Source organism: Salibacterium sp. K-3 (assembly GCF_054052005.1).
Window position 1 is genome coordinate 395,121 of sequence record NZ_JBSVZE010000003.1, and the last position, 17,236, is coordinate 412,356.

Here is a 17,236-nt window from a genome sequence, read left to right on the forward strand (position 1 = left end):
GCGAAGGTTATACAGAGTTCATGTTACTTCCTGATTCTTTTCCTGTCTTATTAAAGAAGCAGTTGTTTCTCAATTTCGGAACCAATTTTCAGCCTTCGTTTTTATATTCAGAAGGGGTATGACCGGTATGTTTTTTGAACACCTGGCTGAAGTAACGGGGGTTGTTGCCGAATCCGACCTTCTCCGCGACCTCAAACATTTTTACTTCCCCGGTTTGATCGATCAAGGTTTTCGCCTTCTCCATCCGTTCTTTCATCAGGTAAGTGGAGAACTTCTCCCCTGTTTCTTTTTTAAATAATTTCCCGAGATAATCCGAGTTCATATAAAACACGTCGGAGGCAATTCCCGAGATGGAAAGGGACTCATCATCAAGATGCTGCTGTGCATAATTCATGACTTCCTGGACAAGGTGATTCTGGGTATTTCGTTGATTTGTGTAATTCGTTTCGGCGATGCTCATGGCTGTCTCTTTCATAAAGGACTCGATCTCCGGAAGCGAGGTGAAAGTATGAAAGACCGGAACACGATCAAACAACTGCTCCATGGAAGCGCTGTCGGTCTGTCGGATTAAAGACATGAACAATTCCAGGCAGTGGGAACGCACCACCTGCACATCGAACTTTGCCTTTTTCAGTGCGGTGAAAAAATAATCCAGATACTCCGACGCCTCTTCTTGATTACCGCTTCGTATCGCAACAAGGAGGGATTCATGGTCCATCGTCAACCCTTTAAATGCATGGTTTTCATCTCTAATGTCTTCCGAGGTTACAATACCTCCCCGTCCCAGATAAAAGCGGTGGGAGATACCTTCCAGAATTTCCTGATAAAGCAGATGCAGGTCGGTGATGCTTCCTGTGCTGCTGATGGAAGTCGTAAATGTACCCTGATGCAGGTTTTGCCATTCCTTTTTCACCGCTTTAATATGATCAATAAGCGTCCCTGTATCGCTTTCTTCCACAAGCAGTACGATTCGTTCGGAAATAATCGTGGACAGCAGGATGTCCTGGCAGCCGGATATCTCATTATTCAGCATTTCTTTGAGCATAAACAGATGTTCATATTCAAACTCATCATCAATAACAAAGCCGACAAGGCGGAAAGGCCCGGCCTGCGTATCCAGCCCGAACAACTCCTGATAGTAACTCCATTCCTTGATATCATATTTTTTATTGATGATAAATTCACGGAGAAACTGCTCTTTTGCTTTTGGGATCACCTTGTTCAAATGGCTTCGTATATTTTCAATAAATGCTTCTCTTTCCCGGGACTGCTCCAGCTCCTGTACGACTTCCTGCACCGCTTCTTCTATCTTCTGCTCGTTGCTCGGCTTCAACAGATAATGTTTCACACCGCATTTCATCGCTGTTTTTGCAAATTCAAATTCATCGTAGCCCGAAAGTACGATAAAACGGATGGACGGGAACGCGTCATAAGCTTTTTCAATCAGTTCAATACCGTTCAAACCCGGCATTTTTATATCGGTCAGGACAATATCCGGAGGATTATTCTGAATGATATCAAAAGCCATCTGCCCGTTGAATGCTTTCACCGGCGGACGGGTTCCGCATTTTTCCCAGTCCACCATGGCTGCGATGCCTTCCAGGATGGTGGCTTCGTCATCGACAACCATTATGTCATACATCCTGTTCCCCCCTCATATAAGGCAGCGTAATCGTGACAACCGTACCGCCTTCTCTGCCGCTTTCAATACTCACACCACCATCTTCGCCAAACATAAGATGAATCCTTTCGTTAATGTTATACAAACCGATTCCGGATCCTTTCGGTTTCACGATACCCTCATGAATCTGCTGAATCGTCCGGTCATCGATGCCTGGCCCATTGTCACGGACTGCGATTTTCAGGACATCCTTTTCCCGGACTATATCCACCGAGATGGTGCAAGGGTCCATCATTTCTTCCAGGCCGTGCTGGATGGCGTTCTCCACTATCGGCTGGATGGTGAGTTTGGGGATGCTTAACCCGCCGGTGTCGTCTTCCTGGTTCAGTTCAAACTGCAGACGCTCCCCGTAACGGAATTTCTGGATGGTTATATAGTTTTCTACTATCTCAAGCTCTTCGGAAATTTTAATTAACGGCTTCTTTTTGCTGATGATGTTTCTCATCATACTGCCCAACGCTTCCGCCATCGTGGAAATCTGTTCCTGGCGGTTCATTTTTGCCATCCAATGGATCGAATCCAGTGTGTTATACAGAAAATGAGGATTAATCTGGGACTGCAGTGCTTTATATTCCGTTTCCTTAATCACGAGCTGCTTTGTATAATTTTCTTTGATCAAGTCGTTAATTTTGTTCAGCATAATATGAAAGTTCCGCTGCAAATCCCCTATTTCATCACGGAGGTAAGACGGTTCCTCCTCTTCGATCTGTTCAAAGCTTCCCTGCTGGACCTTTTTCATCCGCCGGGTCAGCTCTTCAATCGGTCTTGAAATAGCTTTGGCCGACTGCCGGCTTATAAACAGTGTAATAAGCACCACAACCACCATGTAGCCTGCCATCAGTTGATAGATCAAGCTTTTCTGGCTGTCCACGTCTTCAAACGGAAGTGTATTATAATACGTCAAATCATAGTATCGGGAAGGTTCGTGCGTAACGAAAAAATCTTCTCCCTGCACATCTGTAATCGCATAGTCTTCCGTACCTGAAATAGTAAGAAACGTATCCACTGTACCTGGTGCAAACGTATCTGAATAAATGATTTCATTCTCTTTGGTTATTACGAAACTTTTATCAGACGTGATGTTCAGCGTACGGTTAATCATATCTTCCAGATCAATCATGGTAATCAGGTAACCGAGGTGATCAAGAGCCAGATTTTCCTGTTTCCTGATTTCTCTGGCGGAGACGAGCACCTCCTCATCCGGAAACCCCTCCCAGATGTTTCCTCCTCCCTCTTCTTCAATCCTTTCGGTCAATTCTTCCACATCCATTTCGATATCCGGGGAAAACCCAGCGTTCACAATGTTGCCTTCCCCGTCCACCGCCAGCATGGAGGAAATATAGGATTCCTGATTCACATATAAATTCAGCCGATTTAACAAATCCATCCTCAGGCGGTAAGACGTGTATCCGTTATTACTGCCTTTCAATTCTTCCATATAAAGCTGGATCGTAGGATTAGTTACGATCTGAAACGAATAATCTTCCACGTTTTTCAATTCATTATCCAGGACATTGGAAGCCAGGTGAAGATTACTCGCTGCTTCATCATAAATTTTATTTTCATAAATTTCGGATAATAAATAGAAAATGAAAAGTCCGATCACCCCAAACATCGCCATCAATAAAAAGGTGAGGGAAAACAGTTTGTTCCGGATTTTCGTAAATTGATTAAAAATATGGGTGGGATGAAGGATGTTCAGGAAAGCTTTCCACCGATAGAATCTTTGCTTGGCGTTCAACAGGCACCCCTCCAGTCTTCCTTACAATCCGCGGGACAATTTTTCTTTTCTGCTGCTGCTTTTTCCGCGGTAGACGAGGAATACAACGGTGATCAGGCCTGCCATTTCCCCGATGGAGGCTGCCACTGCGCCGTTTGTGCCGTTCCAGTGAGGGAAAACGTTTACAAGGAATCCCAGAACAATACAGACAACGATCAGATTGACTGTCTGGCTTACCATCATCCTCGGTGTTCTTCGTTCCAGCATAATGAAACCGTTAAAAAAATCCACCCACGGAAACACAATCACTTTTAATATAAAAAACTGCAGCACGAGCAGCGTCGGACCGGCAAGATCCGGATCGGCCCCCATCACAACGTTCATGAACCACTCCCCTGCCGGAGTAAATGTCACTACAAGAAGCAGCAGAGCCGGGATCACACTGAGAAACATCATAAATCTCCATACTTTGGAATGATCCCTTTGATAGAATTGTAGCACAATTTGATGCGTATACATAAAAAAACTCAGCATGAACTGGGAAATGGTAAAGCCAAGCGCAAACGAAGCGATACTGAGTTCCATATCCCGGCTTTGTGCCAGAAAAATATAGACGAGCGGCTGCAGCATCGTCTGAAACAGGAAATAAACCACCATAGGGAGATAAAACGGCATAATTTCTTTTTTATATAACGTTTCCCCGCTGTCCGGAGCATCTTTTAACATGCTGTGGCCCTTCCACACACTGATCGTGCATTCGATAAACATCCCCGTTAAAAAAATGGCAGCACCGGCCATGCTGGTAATGCTGTCGGCGGCAACAAACCACCAGGCCACCAGAAACATCCCGGCCACCCTGGTAATCACTCCGATGGTCAGCCATTTCGTCTGCAGCTGCCGGATGATGACCCCCTGGTAAATACCACGGATCCCGGAAAAAATAATGACAAACGTAATCACAAAAAACGTCAGTGAAATCGTCCTCACCATGTCTTCATCGGCATTGAACAGATAGATAAACATCCATCTCCCCAGCGGCGTGAAACTTATGATGAAGCTGACCGTCATCATAACACCCGTAACATAAAGGAAGACAACAAACAGTGGTTGAAACGTCTTTTTATCACGCACCAGTGCGGAACTCGTCTGCCTGAATACGATCATCGGTTTTTCTACAATCCCGAACATGGAAAAAGCAACGGCGTAACAGGCTACGATGAACGCGGCATTGTCTCCTCTGCTCAGCGTTCCGTTAATAATAATATGGGTGAGAGAAGTCAGACTCGAGGATATACCCAGCGGAATAAAAAAAGCGGCAAGTGTCTTATACGTCAAGTTGGAGTATTCATTCTTCACAAAGCATCCCTTCTTCTATGATTCTGCTTGTGCCCGAGCGATATGTTTCCCCTTCTTTTTTTCCGCCCCGCGGCGTACCACCCTGCCGGCGAAGGCAGCAAGAAACTGCTGAAAAATGATGGACAATACAACAGGAAGTGCAGCTGCCGGTGGAAAATAGGTGACGGCGATAGCCGCCCCGACACCGGTGTTGCGCATGCCGGTGTTATACATCAAACTGACTCCGGTCGCGTAATCCCACCCAAAGACTTTCGCTGACAGAAAACCGAGCACGTAAGCAGCACAGGCGATGAGAAAAACAAGCAGAAACAAAAAAATCAAACGCATCGAAATCGTTTGAAAATAAGGAGAAACGACTGCGCTGTTAATAAGGATAACGAATAGGACACCGATTTTGGAAAAAGGAGCGGCCGTCTTTCCCACTTTGTGCGCCTGCTTTTCATAAAACCGGTTGAATACCACTGCAGCTAAAGAGGGGATGACCACCATCCAAAGAAGTCCGATCATAATGCCGGGTACATCCATTGCAACCTGTGTTCCGACCAGAATGCTCAATATAGATGGAACAAGCAGCGGGGAAATCATCGTATTAATGATAACAACGGCCACAGTCAATCCGGTATTCCCACCGATAATATCGCTCCACATAATAGTGATCACACCTGTCGGGATAGAAAAAGCAAGGACGAGTCCCGTGATCAGAAGGATATCGTCAGGAAAAAATAAAAGCCCCGCCCCGTAAGCTCCGGCAGGGATTATCACCTGAAGCAGAATCATCGCCGTGATAACCGGAAAAGGGCGCAGAAACGCCTGTTTCATCTGCAGCAGATTCAGACGAAGACAGCTGGAAAAGCTGATAAAAGCAAAGATCCATTTGACCCATCCTGAAAACACCTGCATGCCGGACCATACCGTAATACCGAACAGTACAATAACAGGAATCAGAAACGGCAGAGCTTTCTCCAGGTATTTGTTCAGATTCTGAATCACAACATCCCTTCTCTCTGCAGTATTTGTAAAATGTCTTCCGCTCCGCCTTTGACCGTGTTTTCCATATGTGGCACACGGTCAGGCAGGTACGTTCTCATACCCTTCCGGTTCTTCAATCCGCATTTTCTTCAACGACTGGTAGACAAGCCACATATTAATCTGGGCAAGAAGGCTGACTCCGCAGATCGGAATAAACCCGGGGAATGAGATGAAAAAGTAATAAGCGGCCAAGAGTGAAATCACCATCAGGATAACATTCGCGATATTGATAAAACTGAGCGCGATCGAATACTTTATATACTGAAAGAATTTCATCTTATAATGTACATACGTCGGAAATATATAAAGCAGCATAAAGATAAACACGATACCTATAACCATCATCAATACATTCAGTCCTGTAAATACAGCCCCGTCAAAAGCGCGGAAGAAATTCAGGTTGAAATACCATACCAGTCCGAACCCGATTAACGACAAGCCCAGGGCATTGGCCTTAAGAAATTCTTTTCGGTAACTTTTCCAAAACGTACGGAAGACCGGTACTTCTTCTTCACCAAGACAGGTTCTGCGCGCCACGGCAAATAATGCTACAGTGCTCGGGGCAATGCCGAAAATGATGCCCCCAAGCAGCGTACAGGCCGTCCACATGACATTCAGATAGAAAAAATAGCATATCCAGCGGCAGGAGGAAATCACAAACGTAAACAATAGACCGCCTTTCTGCATGAAAATCTCTCCTTTAGTTTATCGTTCTCTCTGCTGATAAAAGTTCGTCAACCCTTACCGGCGTCCGCTCCTGCACCGACTTCCAGACCGCCTCCCCTGCTGCTACGGCAAGAGCGCCGTCTCTGCTCCCGGAAAGTACGGTATAGGGACGCTTCGGATCTTCTCCAAGAAAGATATCTTCCTGAAGGACAGGGTCACCGCCGCCATGGCCGCCTTCCCGTTTAACAACATGGATGGTTTCCCTGGAACCAAAGAGCGGAAAGTAATCAATGACCTGTTCCGGCGTCGGAAACGGAACCCGGGACGGGGCGTGGTATTCTGTGGTTTCAATTCTGCCTTCCGTGCCGTTTACTGCAAGCCGGTATCCTTCATACGGAAGAGAAAAGTTCACCGAGTAATTCAGCAGCGCCCCCTCACTATACTTCACAACGGCCGTGTACGTATCCTCAATCGCAATGTCTGAATCAAACACACATTTGTCCGGACGGTAATTCGTATAGCCTTCCCGCCGTTTCATGTCGGAATCAATATGATCGTCCTGCACCGAAGCGGTATTACTCCGCGTATTCCAGCGCATATAATAAGGACAGTCCAGCTGCACATCACAGGTGGAACAGTGTCTGCCATCCTCTTTCCGGGGATTATGGACACTTTCGCTGCCGTAATAATTCAGTGCTCCATAGGCAAAGACTTCCTCAGGCTGCTGATTGATCCACCAGTTTACCAGGTCAAAATGGTGTGAACTTTTATGGATCGACAACCCTCCGGAATGCTCGCGGTAGCGGTTCCAGCGCTGAAAATACGTGGAGCCGTGATACGTGTCAATATACCAGTTCAGATCAACCGATGTGACACGGCCGATTTTTCCTGCGTCGATCAATTCTTTGATTTTCATATGATAAGGATTATAGCGGTAATTGAAGGTGACGTTGACATGACCGCTGCTGTTTTCTTCGGCTTCCATGATACGCCGGCATTCATCCGCTGTTACTGCCATAGGCTTTTCTGAAATGACTTCCAGATTATGCTCGAGCCCCTTCACGATAAAGTCTACATGGGTATCATCCCGGCTTGTTACAATGACAGCATCCGGCCGGACTTCCTCCACCATCCGGTGAAATTCATCCGGACCGAACTCGGGAAGGCCTTTCGTTTCCGGATACTCTTCTTTACAGATTTCGAATCTTCTTGCATCCACATCGAGCATGCCCGCCAGTTGGCAGGTATCTGAAAATGTCTCCAGCATCGGCTTGATAAACATTCCCAGCGCCCTTTTGCTCATGCCGCAGACGACATAACGTTTCACATCGCACACCTCATTCTGCCTTTGGTATTGGTTACTGCCTTTATCCTTTCAGTCCGCTCGTGCTGATTCCATCCACAATGTAACGCTGGAAGAAAAAGAAGATAATCATGATTGGAAGCAGACTTAAGGTGGTCATCGCAAACAGGGCACCCCAGTTGGTGACCGCTTCCGGATCGGAGAAGAGCTTCAACGCGAGCGATACCGGATATTTTTCCGGGCTCTGCAGATAGATCAGCGGTGCCATGAAGTCATCCCAGCGCCAATAGAAAGAGAAAATCGTAGACGTCATCATAGCTGGAACAATCAATGGAACAATGATACGCAGAAAAATGGAAATCGTGTTACAACCGTCAATCCGGGCCGCCTGATCCAGCTCCTGCGGAATGGTCCGGATAAACTGAATCATAAGAAAGATAAAGAACGGATATCCGAAAAAGGTCGGCAGAATAAGCGGAAGATACGTATCGATCAACTCAAACCAGTTAAACATGATATACTGTGGGATCATAACCATTTCAAACGGCAGCATCATCGTCATAAGCATGAGGCCGAACCACATTTTCCGCCCGGTAAAGTTAATCCTCGCAAAACCGTAGGCTGCCACCGCCGAAAATATAATACTTCCGATCGTGGTAATCCCGACAATGATAAACGTGTTTTTGTAGAACGTCGTGAAAGAAATGCCGGCAAAGCCTCTCCACCCGTCGACATAGTTCGAGAATTCCCAGGCTGTTGGTATCAGGCTGTGGGCATCCACAAACACGTTGGAACTCTCTTTCAGGGAACTGGCCAGCATCCAAATGAGAGGATAGAGCATAACCAGCGTGAACAGTCCGAGCAGCGTATGCTGCATAATTTTTTTCAGCCGATTTTTTGTTTTGTATGTCATGCTTTATACCTCCCTGTATTACCCATCATAATGCACCCAGTGGTCGGAGCTTTTGAATATAATCGCTGTAAAGATACCAATGATCAAGAGCATCACCCAGGCCAGTGCCGAAGCATACCCCATATCAAAGAACTGGAATGCCTGACGGTACATGTAAAGGACATAAAGCAGGGTGCTGTTGATCGGCCCGCCTTCGGTGATAATGAAGGCCGGTGTGAACGCCATAAACCCGTGGATAACCTGCATAATGACATTAAACAGGATGACCGGTGTCAACATTGGTATCGTAATTTTGAAAAACTTCTGCAGCGGTCTCGCTCCGTCCACTTCTGCGGCCTCATAATAAATGCTCGGGATATTGCGAAGTCCTGCCAGAAAGATGATCATCGAGGAACCGAACTGCCACCCGTACAAAATGACCAGGGTCCATATCGCTGTATCTGGATCGCCGAGCCAGGAATGCCCCGAGAGCCCGATGCTTTCCAGAAAGGAGTTGATGGCGCCGTCGTTTCCAAACAGCTGTCTCCACATGATGGAAACCCCGATGCTTCCGCCCACAATGGAAGGCAGGTACAGAAGTGTTCGGTAGATACCCACCATTTCAACCACTCTGTTTAAGGCCAGGGCAATCAATAAAGCAAAAACGAGCCTGAATGGTACCGCTGTTCCCGCATAGAAAAACGTAACTCTCAACGCTTCCCAGAATACAGGATCGTTGGTGAACATTTCCTTGTAGTTAGCCAGCCCCGCCCACTGCGGCGTACCGACCAGATTGTAATCCGTAAAAGATAAATACAACGAATACGCCATCGGAAACAGCATAAATGCTACCGTTCCGAAGATGAAGGGACTTAGAAACAAGTACCCCATTTTATTATCTATATCTTTCACCGGCTTCTTTTTCTTTTTAGGGGAAGAAGACTCCGGCTGCGGGGTGTTGTTGTACTGGGTTTCTTCTGTCTGTGCCTGCTGCATCTATGCCACTCCTTTCACTCAATAAATGAAAAGGGTCCTGAACAACTTTTCGCGTACAGGACCTCTTTTCTTCATCCTATTGCTGTGACAATATGGATTCTGCTTCCTGTCTGAAGTGTTCAGCTCCTTCTTCCGGTGTCATTTCGCCGTACATGACCATTTCGTCTGCGTCCATCAGTGCCTGAAGCACTTCAGAAGCTGCCGGCGGGAAGTTGGTGTCAGGTGCCGAGCTGTTCTCTGCTACAGTCTCGAGGTAATCAAAAATCTTCTGTTCTGCGTCACTAAGTCCGTCTTCTTCCAGCGCTTCGCGGACGTCCGGGCTGATTGGTACACCTCGGTCGCCGCCGATAACTTCAAAGACTTCCTTCGTATTGGTAAAGTAGTTGATAAAATCAGCAGCCTGTTCTTTATGCTCCGAGTTTTCCCCGATCGACCACAGCATGGAAGGTTTCTGGAACATACCCTGATCGTTGTTCTCACCTGGGAGCATTACAATCTCAAGCGGATCGTCCGTTGTATTTGCCAGAGTCTGGAACTGGTTGGACCAGCTCTTGATGTGAACAGCTGTCTCACCACGGGTGATCAGTTCGTCCTCAAGACCCTGAATCTGATCGACGACACTGTAGTCCGGGCTCACGCCGCTGTCAATCTGCTGTTTCATCATCGAAAAGTAGTCAGCCAGCAGCTGGTCATCTTCATAACCAAGAGCTGTGCCGTCTTCGTTAAACAACGCTTTGCCGTTTTCACGCAGGTAGTACTCAAACCAGTTGTCCGGTTCGGTATAGCTTGCGCCGTAACCTCCGGTTGCTTCCGAGATACTCGCGGTGATGTCCATGTACTCATCCCATGTCCAGTCGTTGGAAGGCGTATCTACACCTGCCTCTTCAAACATGGCAGAGTTATAGGTGACCATCAGGGCGTTTGTTCCTGTCGGAATGCCGACCTGTGTGCCGTTTACCTGACCACTTTCAATAACGGTTTCATCGACACCTTCAAGGTCAATCGTTCCGTCTTCAATGAACGGCCCCAGGTCAGCGAGGAGTCCTTCGGCTGCATACTGGTTGACGTATTCTCCGAAGTTCTGCTGCATGATATCCGGCAGGTTTCCTCCGGATGCCTGTGCCGCCATTCTTTCAAAGTAACCGTCAAAACCGGAGAATTCTGTATTAATTGTTACGTTGGGATTCTCTTCTTCATACATTTGAATAATTTCTTCTGTCATGTCGTGTCTGCTTTGGGATCCCCACCAGGACATCCGCAGTTCAATTTCTCCGTCGGAACTTCCTTCATCTGAACTTCCGCTGTCTCCGCCGCTGTCCGCACTTTCTCCGGAATCACCGCCGCTGTCACTGCCGGCGTCCTGGCCTCCCCCGGTGCCGCCGCCTGCACATGCGGCAATAAAAAGAATCATAAGAGCAGCACACAACAATAACCATACTTTTTTCAAATGTTTCACTCTCCCCTTTTCATATTTGAAAGCGCTTTCTATTTATACATTTATCATACGGGATCTTTTCTCATTCCATAATAAAAAATTCAGACATTTATGTTTAAAAAACAGACTATTGTGGATTTAAACCTTAACGCCTTCCCATAAAGACATCTTCAACACGAAGATGTCTGGAAAACAGAAATAGAAACCATATTTTACGCCTGGGTTGTGAAAATGTCCAATAAACTTTTGTTACAATCACTTTGACTTCTTTTTTTCAATATTATGTCTGCTATTTCTATATTACAGACACGGCTGGGCAGGGAATGTCCATATTTCAGCCATGCAAGCCATGCACGCCGGACTCTATTACTTCCTATTAAAAAGATGAGCCTGATATCAGGCTCATCCGGCTAATATCAGCTTTTATTCCGCGATGGATTTCAGCAGCTGATACAGATTGGACTTGGCTTCAAAACCGATTCCAGGCACATCCGGCAAGGTGACATAACCGTTTTCCACCGGATGGTTATCCGCAAAGCCGCCGAACGGCTCAAACACACCAGGATACGATTCGTTGCCCCCAAGTCCGAGACCGGCCGCAATGTTTAAAGACATCTGATGGCCGCCATGGGGTATACAGTTCCGCGGGGACCACCCGTATTCTTCAAGCATGGCCAGAATTCTCCGGTATTCTACCAGTCCGTAGCTCAGTGCACAGTCAAATTGAAGGTAATCTTTTTCCGGACGCATCCCGCCGTAACGGATCAGGTTTCTCGCATCCTGCATCGAAAACAGGTTTTCCCCTGTAGCCATCGGAGGCGTGTAGTGTTTTCCAAGTTCCTTCTGGAGTTCAAAATCAAGAGGATCCCCCGCTTCTTCGTACCAGAACAGATGATACGGTTCCAGCGCTTCCGCGTATCGCAGCGCTGTGTCGAGATCAAAGCGGCCGTTGGCATCCACGGCTAGAGACTGCCCGTCCGGCACGACTTCCAGCACCGCTTCAATCCGGCGCAGGTCTTCTTCCAGAGAAGCTCCCCCAATTTTCATCTTCACGACCGAATAGCCGAAATCCAGATACTGTTTCATCTCATCCTGCAGGGCATCGTATCCTTTCCCCGGCTTGTAGTAGCCGCCGGCTGCATAAACAAATACGCTTTCATCCGCTTTCCCATCGCGGTACCTTTCTGCAAGCAGCTGGTAAAGCGGCTTCTCCTCTATTTTTGCCACGGCATCCCAGACCGCCATATCGATCGTTCCTACTGCCACCGAACGTTCGCCGTGCCCGCCCGGTTTTTCATCGGTCATAAGAATGTCCCAGATTTTATACGGATCCAGGTTTTCCCCCGTCTCATCCACTACACTATCCGAGGGGGCTTCGAGCAGTCGGGGGATGAATCGCTCGTGAAGCAGACCGCTGGGGGCGTATCTGCCATTGGAATTAAATCCATATCCGACGACTCTTTTCCCATCCCGCACGACATCCGTTACAACCGCAACCACGGAAGCGGTCATTTTGCTGAAATCAATGAACGCATTACGAATATCGGATTTAATCGGAACGGCCTGCTCTTTCACATCAATGATTTTCAATGCATCCGACTCCTTTTCCAGAATCTTTTCTTCTTCTTTTAAACATAACAGCCCGAAGCTTCTTTTGCCAGAACGATTATACAAATCGGTGGTTTTCATCCATGAAAGCATTTTTGCCTTCCACTTAATTGATATATCAAAATCATATCATGCTTATTGGAATATTCAATTATTTCTTTCCATTGCTGAAGTAAAAAAGCCGGATCGGCAGTGGTTTTTGCGATCCGGCCTTTTCTCTTCTATTTTTTTACCCTGATAACGGTGCTGCCCTCCCATTGTTCTCCGGAAGACAGTTCACCTCTGACCGTGACTTCTGTTTCCTTTCCTTCTTCCAGGACATCCGCCAGCTCCTGACGGTTGAACTGTACTTTGTAGCTGCGGCTGCTTCCTGGCTGCTTCACCGGTTCCACTTCACCATTGAGCCGGATCGAATCAAACTGTATTTCTTCAGCGTCATGTTCTTCCGGCAGTTCAATATGAACGGTGGCTACGCCGCCGCCTTTCACATTCAGGACAGGCGGGGTGAACCGAATGTCAGCTTCCACTGTATCCGTATCTCCGTTTTCGTCAGGCGCAATGAATTCCAGGAAGTCTCCCCGGATGATATTTCCTTCTTCATCACGCTCGTAAGGAATCTCCGGTTCAAGACTTGCAAAATTCTCATCCGACAGTTCCGTTCCGGAAGCATTGTCCGACACTTCCCCGTCATATAGATAGTTCGTATCCGACTCCAGATAGTCCGGATAGCTGTCTGCCGCTTCATAATCCTTCTGATAGGACACAAAGTGGTCCAGCTCAAATTCTTCTTCAATGTCATCATACGTTGAGAAATCAAGGTTTCCGCCCGCGTTATTAAATGAAATATTGTCCTCGGCAATAATCGCCGGGTTGCTGTTGCTCGTAAATCCGGCCGCGCCATTATGGAAGGCGATGCTGTCCCGGATCACATGCGGAACGTTTACTCCTTCCCCGCCGAGCTTAAAGCCGTTCTTATCCCCGGTTCCTTCGGTGCCGTCCGTTAAAAAGCCATTGTTGTAGGCGATGCTGTCTTCAATTGTTACGGGGCCGATCGCTCCCGTCCCGACTTTTGTGTACAGATCCCAGCCGTCATCGATATTGTTATGGGCGATCGTGCCGCGGAACACATTGCCTTCCCCGGATGTCAGTTTGGCCGCAAATCCGTCCGCGTTGTTTTCCGAGGGATCCCGGTTATCAAATGACGTGCTGTTCAGCACCAGATTATGGGACGGCCATTCAGATTTATCGTCTTCTTCCGGATCCGTCCGGCTGATCTGCATCCCTGTGTCACCGTGTTCATAAAACCGGCTGTTTTCTACAATGTTATGGTCGCCGCCTATGACAAAACCTTTCGTGTTGCCGGCGGAGCGGGCAAAGTCCAGGCCTTCCACGTGCCAGTAATTACCGCTCAGCTCCACGCCTTTGGACTGCTTGTCAAAATCAATGACCGGATCTGCGCCGGGAGCTGCTTTCAGCGCCTTCCGAGTACCTTCCGTACCGTCATGATACTGCTCGATCATCAGCATTTCATCCCGTACATACTCCCCGTCTGTAACAAGAATCGTCTGTCCGGGGCTGACAAAATCAACGGCCGTGTCGAGATCCACAGGATCCGATTCCGTTCCTTCACCAGAAGCATCAGCATCCGGAGCTACGTAAATATCTCCTTCGAACGTCCGATTGGTAACGGAAAAATTCGTTACGATCTCGTCATAGGATGTCAGCAACTGCGTATCATCCGGCAGAAACACAGAGGTGAAATTCGTATCCGTATTTTCCGGAAGTGTCGTTTCCATCACTTTCATTTCCCCGGCTGTCATTTCTTCCTGCTCCGCAATCGTTTCGAGTCCCTGCTTCAATGTGACGGTGCCGTCCACGTTTGATTGAAGTCTGACATTATACTGGTCGGTTTCCGACGTTTCCTCCAGTGATATGACTTCCACGTCCGGTTCCACCGGTTCAGCAGGCGGTTCTACTTTCGGAGGGTCCGTTGCTGCTGCACTGACTTTCATATCAATATTTTCGACTACAATATCCGCTTTCCGCGCGGTGTAAAATCCGACATACACTTTATCATCCTGGACATTCAGAATATCCGGCTCATAAAGAATTTCTTCTTCGCCGTTATTCAGTGTTCCGGTATACCCGCTGTTCGTCTTGGACAATGTCAGGTGATAATCTTCTTCCGGATGCGTATTGGATGGTCCCGGCTTTTCATTTTCAAGCATGATTTTCTGAATGCCTTCACTGCCGGCACCATCTGAAGACTCCACGCCGGTCCGTACAAACAGCTGCGTGCCGTTCTCCTCCATCGTGCCGCCGCTGAAGCCGCCGACTGCGGCTATGTTAGATGCAAACACGCTCGTGCTGCCATCTTCTCCGATCGCATCGCGCGCCATAATGCCGAACGATTCCTGACCGTCATGCGGATCTTTGGCGTAATCGTTCACCTGAATATCAGCCGATAGTTCAAAGTTGTCTTCTTCTTCATCAATGACCGTATAATAATAGGAAATCCCATCATGGTCGCCGGTAATCTTTCCTCCGCTCGGCCCCTCGGCTGTCAAAGCCACAGAAGCTCCGTCTTCCAGCACTTCCACTTCATTCGAATCATCGCCGGCAGACTGGCCGAAAATGATGGAGTGCCATTCCGGAACCGACGCTTCGCGTACCGTTACATCATAAGAAATGGATTCCAGGTTTTCCGGTACAATCGTTATCTCATACGTTCCGGGTGTGGAGTGATCAAATCCGGACTCTTCCACCGTGTACGTTCCTTCATTCAGGACTTCTTCATCGCCGTTGTCATAAAGCCTCGATACTTCCAGTCCTTCGGCTGAAAAAGACTCTCCGGTTTCAAAGGTTGTCTGTGGATAGGAAGTGATACCAAGTCCAGTCACTTTTTTTTCCTTTACATTCACGTCAAAGGAAGCCGTTTCTCCTTTATGAGTGACCGTTACCTGCCGTTCTCCCGGAGTCGATGTGTCCAGTTCCGAAGCCTCCAGGTCTTCCCGCATTAACCGGACATCGCTGCCGTCATCGTACTGGGCATAAACCGTCATACCATCCAGATCCAGTTGTTCCCCGAGAAAGTACGTTGTTTTTTCAGGAAGCTGCCGGATATCCAGACCGGTCAGCGCGGCATCCGATACGGTAATGTCAAAAGAGGTAGACACGTCCGACTGGTCTGCCGCTTCCACGGTGACTGATTTTGTTCCTGCATCTTCGAACGTATAATCTTCTCCCGCCTGTTCCCCATCGATCAGCAGGTTGTAATCTTCCGGCGTCAGTTCCACCGACTGATATCCATCGTTGTATTCCCCGGTTACAGTTAATCCTTCCGGATCAAAGGTATCTCCAAGGTAATAGGAGGTTTCTGCCGGGTGATACTTGATCTCCATTCCTGTCAGAGAAAGTTCCTCAATGGTAAGATCAAGTGTTTTCGTCACACCGTTATAACTTACAGCAATGGTATTTGTCCCAGCTTCGCTGCTGTCAAAATCGGACACGATGTAATCGTCAGCCGACAGTTCTTCTGTGGTACCGTCAGCCAGAACGGCAGTTACCTGCAGCCCTTCTGTGTTCAGTTCTTCCCCAACTAAATAGTCTTTCTGCATACTGCCGGCATCCAGTTTCAGTTCTGAAACGTCGCTGTCATTCACTTCCAATTGAAAATCACTGAAGTTGACAACTGCTTCCCGCGCTGCGTAGAAGCCGGCGGTCATCTCTCCTGAAAACATATCTTCTTCAGTCAGCGCCTGCGTGCTGCCGTTGGATTCGAGCAGGTACGTATCTCCTGATTTCTGAATCCGGAGGTCGAACGTTTCTCCCGGTGCAGGTGACTTATTATCAAAGGAGGCTAAATCTTCATAATCGTTGTCTCCTTTTTTATAGAATCCCTGCATTTCTCCTCCGAGTCCCCCGGCTGCCACATAGTTCGCGGTCTGTGTGCTCGTATCACCGTTTTCACCAGCTTCATCGCGGAGAATCACACCGAAGGAGACCTGACCGTCCCCGCTGTTATAGCTTTCCAGCGCAGCGGTTGCTTCGATCTTAAAGTTTGCTTCGGAGGGGAGCTGCTTGAAATAATACGACAATCCTTCCGAACCACTTTCTATTTTCCCACCTTCTGCCGTAATCGTCACCGATCCATCGTCTTCTATCACCGGATCGGGATTGGAAGTCTCCCCGGTATTGGATCCAAACGTGCTGAACATCCATTCACCGGTGTCTGTTTCATCCGCCAGGGCAGACAACGGCGAAAACGCAAGCAGCAGTGACATCGATAGTGCCGTCCCTTTTTTCACACCCTTCATGTTTCACCTCTCCTTTTTTCGTACGTAGTGAAGAACTCGCCCCTCCTTTTGGCAATATCATTAAAAAATTGTAAGCGCATTCATGATAATTGTCAATTTTGTGACAAGCCTTGATATTCCATAATCAGTAATTATTTAGAGCTTTGGTACTATGTGAAAGTGCCCGCCAGATGATCACGATGTTTACATATCAGATATAATATTTTAATTTTCCGACATTTTTAATAAGATGGA

At 47.6% G+C, this 17,236-nt stretch carries 11 protein-coding genes; all 11 read right to left on the reverse strand.

Annotated elements, in window-relative coordinates; genetic code table 11:
• Positions 1-88 precede the first annotated feature (88 nt).
• Complete coding sequence (locus tag ACW9JV_RS17440; RefSeq protein ID WP_457336798.1) at positions 89-1,642, reverse strand: response regulator; 1,554 nt, start codon at positions 1,640-1,642, stop codon at positions 89-91.
• Complete coding sequence (locus tag ACW9JV_RS17445; RefSeq protein WP_457336800.1) at positions 1,635-3,422, reverse strand: cache domain-containing sensor histidine kinase; 1,788 nt, start codon at positions 3,420-3,422, stop codon at positions 1,635-1,637. The genes ACW9JV_RS17440 and ACW9JV_RS17445 overlap by 8 nt, the downstream gene beginning before the upstream one ends.
• Positions 3,423-3,443: 21 nt before the next feature.
• Positions 3,444-4,757, reverse strand: coding sequence for a multi antimicrobial extrusion protein MatE (locus tag ACW9JV_RS17450; protein ID WP_457336802.1), 1,314 nt, complete (start codon positions 4,755-4,757; stop codon positions 3,444-3,446).
• 15 nt (positions 4,758-4,772) lie between these two features.
• The gene (locus tag ACW9JV_RS17455; RefSeq protein ID WP_457336804.1) at positions 4,773-5,747 is read right to left on the reverse strand and encodes a bile acid:sodium symporter family protein; all 975 of its coding nucleotides are present in this window, start codon (positions 5,745-5,747) and stop codon (positions 4,773-4,775) included.
• Between the two features lie 78 nt (positions 5,748-5,825).
• Positions 5,826-6,473, reverse strand: a complete 648-nt coding sequence (locus ACW9JV_RS17460) for a YesL family protein (protein WP_457336806.1) — start codon at positions 6,471-6,473, stop codon at positions 5,826-5,828.
• A 13-nt stretch (positions 6,474-6,486) separates the two neighbouring features.
• Positions 6,487-7,779, reverse strand: coding sequence for a Gfo/Idh/MocA family protein (locus ACW9JV_RS17465; protein WP_457336808.1), 1,293 nt, complete (start codon positions 7,777-7,779; stop codon positions 6,487-6,489).
• A 40-nt stretch (positions 7,780-7,819) separates the two neighbouring features.
• Positions 7,820-8,668 (reverse strand): carbohydrate ABC transporter permease, encoded by an 849-nt coding sequence (locus ACW9JV_RS17470; protein ID WP_457336810.1) that lies wholly within the window; start codon positions 8,666-8,668, stop codon positions 7,820-7,822.
• Positions 8,669-8,686: 18 nt separating this feature from the next.
• Positions 8,687-9,538, reverse strand: coding sequence for a carbohydrate ABC transporter permease (locus ACW9JV_RS17475; protein ID WP_457337243.1), 852 nt, complete (start codon positions 9,536-9,538; stop codon positions 8,687-8,689).
• A gap of 181 nt (positions 9,539-9,719) precedes the next feature.
• On the reverse strand, positions 9,720-11,090 hold the full coding sequence (locus ACW9JV_RS17480; RefSeq protein WP_457336812.1) for an ABC transporter substrate-binding protein: 1,371 nt from the start codon (positions 11,088-11,090) through the stop codon (positions 9,720-9,722).
• A 411-nt stretch (positions 11,091-11,501) separates the two neighbouring features.
• Positions 11,502-12,779: a mandelate racemase/muconate lactonizing enzyme family protein gene (locus tag ACW9JV_RS17485; protein WP_457336813.1), complete on the reverse strand. Its 1,278-nt coding sequence runs from the start codon at positions 12,777-12,779 to the stop codon at positions 11,502-11,504.
• A gap of 128 nt (positions 12,780-12,907) precedes the next feature.
• Positions 12,908-17,002: a bacterial Ig-like domain-containing protein gene (locus tag ACW9JV_RS17490; protein WP_457336815.1), complete on the reverse strand. Its 4,095-nt coding sequence runs from the start codon at positions 17,000-17,002 to the stop codon at positions 12,908-12,910.
• Between the last annotated feature and the right edge of the window lie 234 nt (positions 17,003-17,236).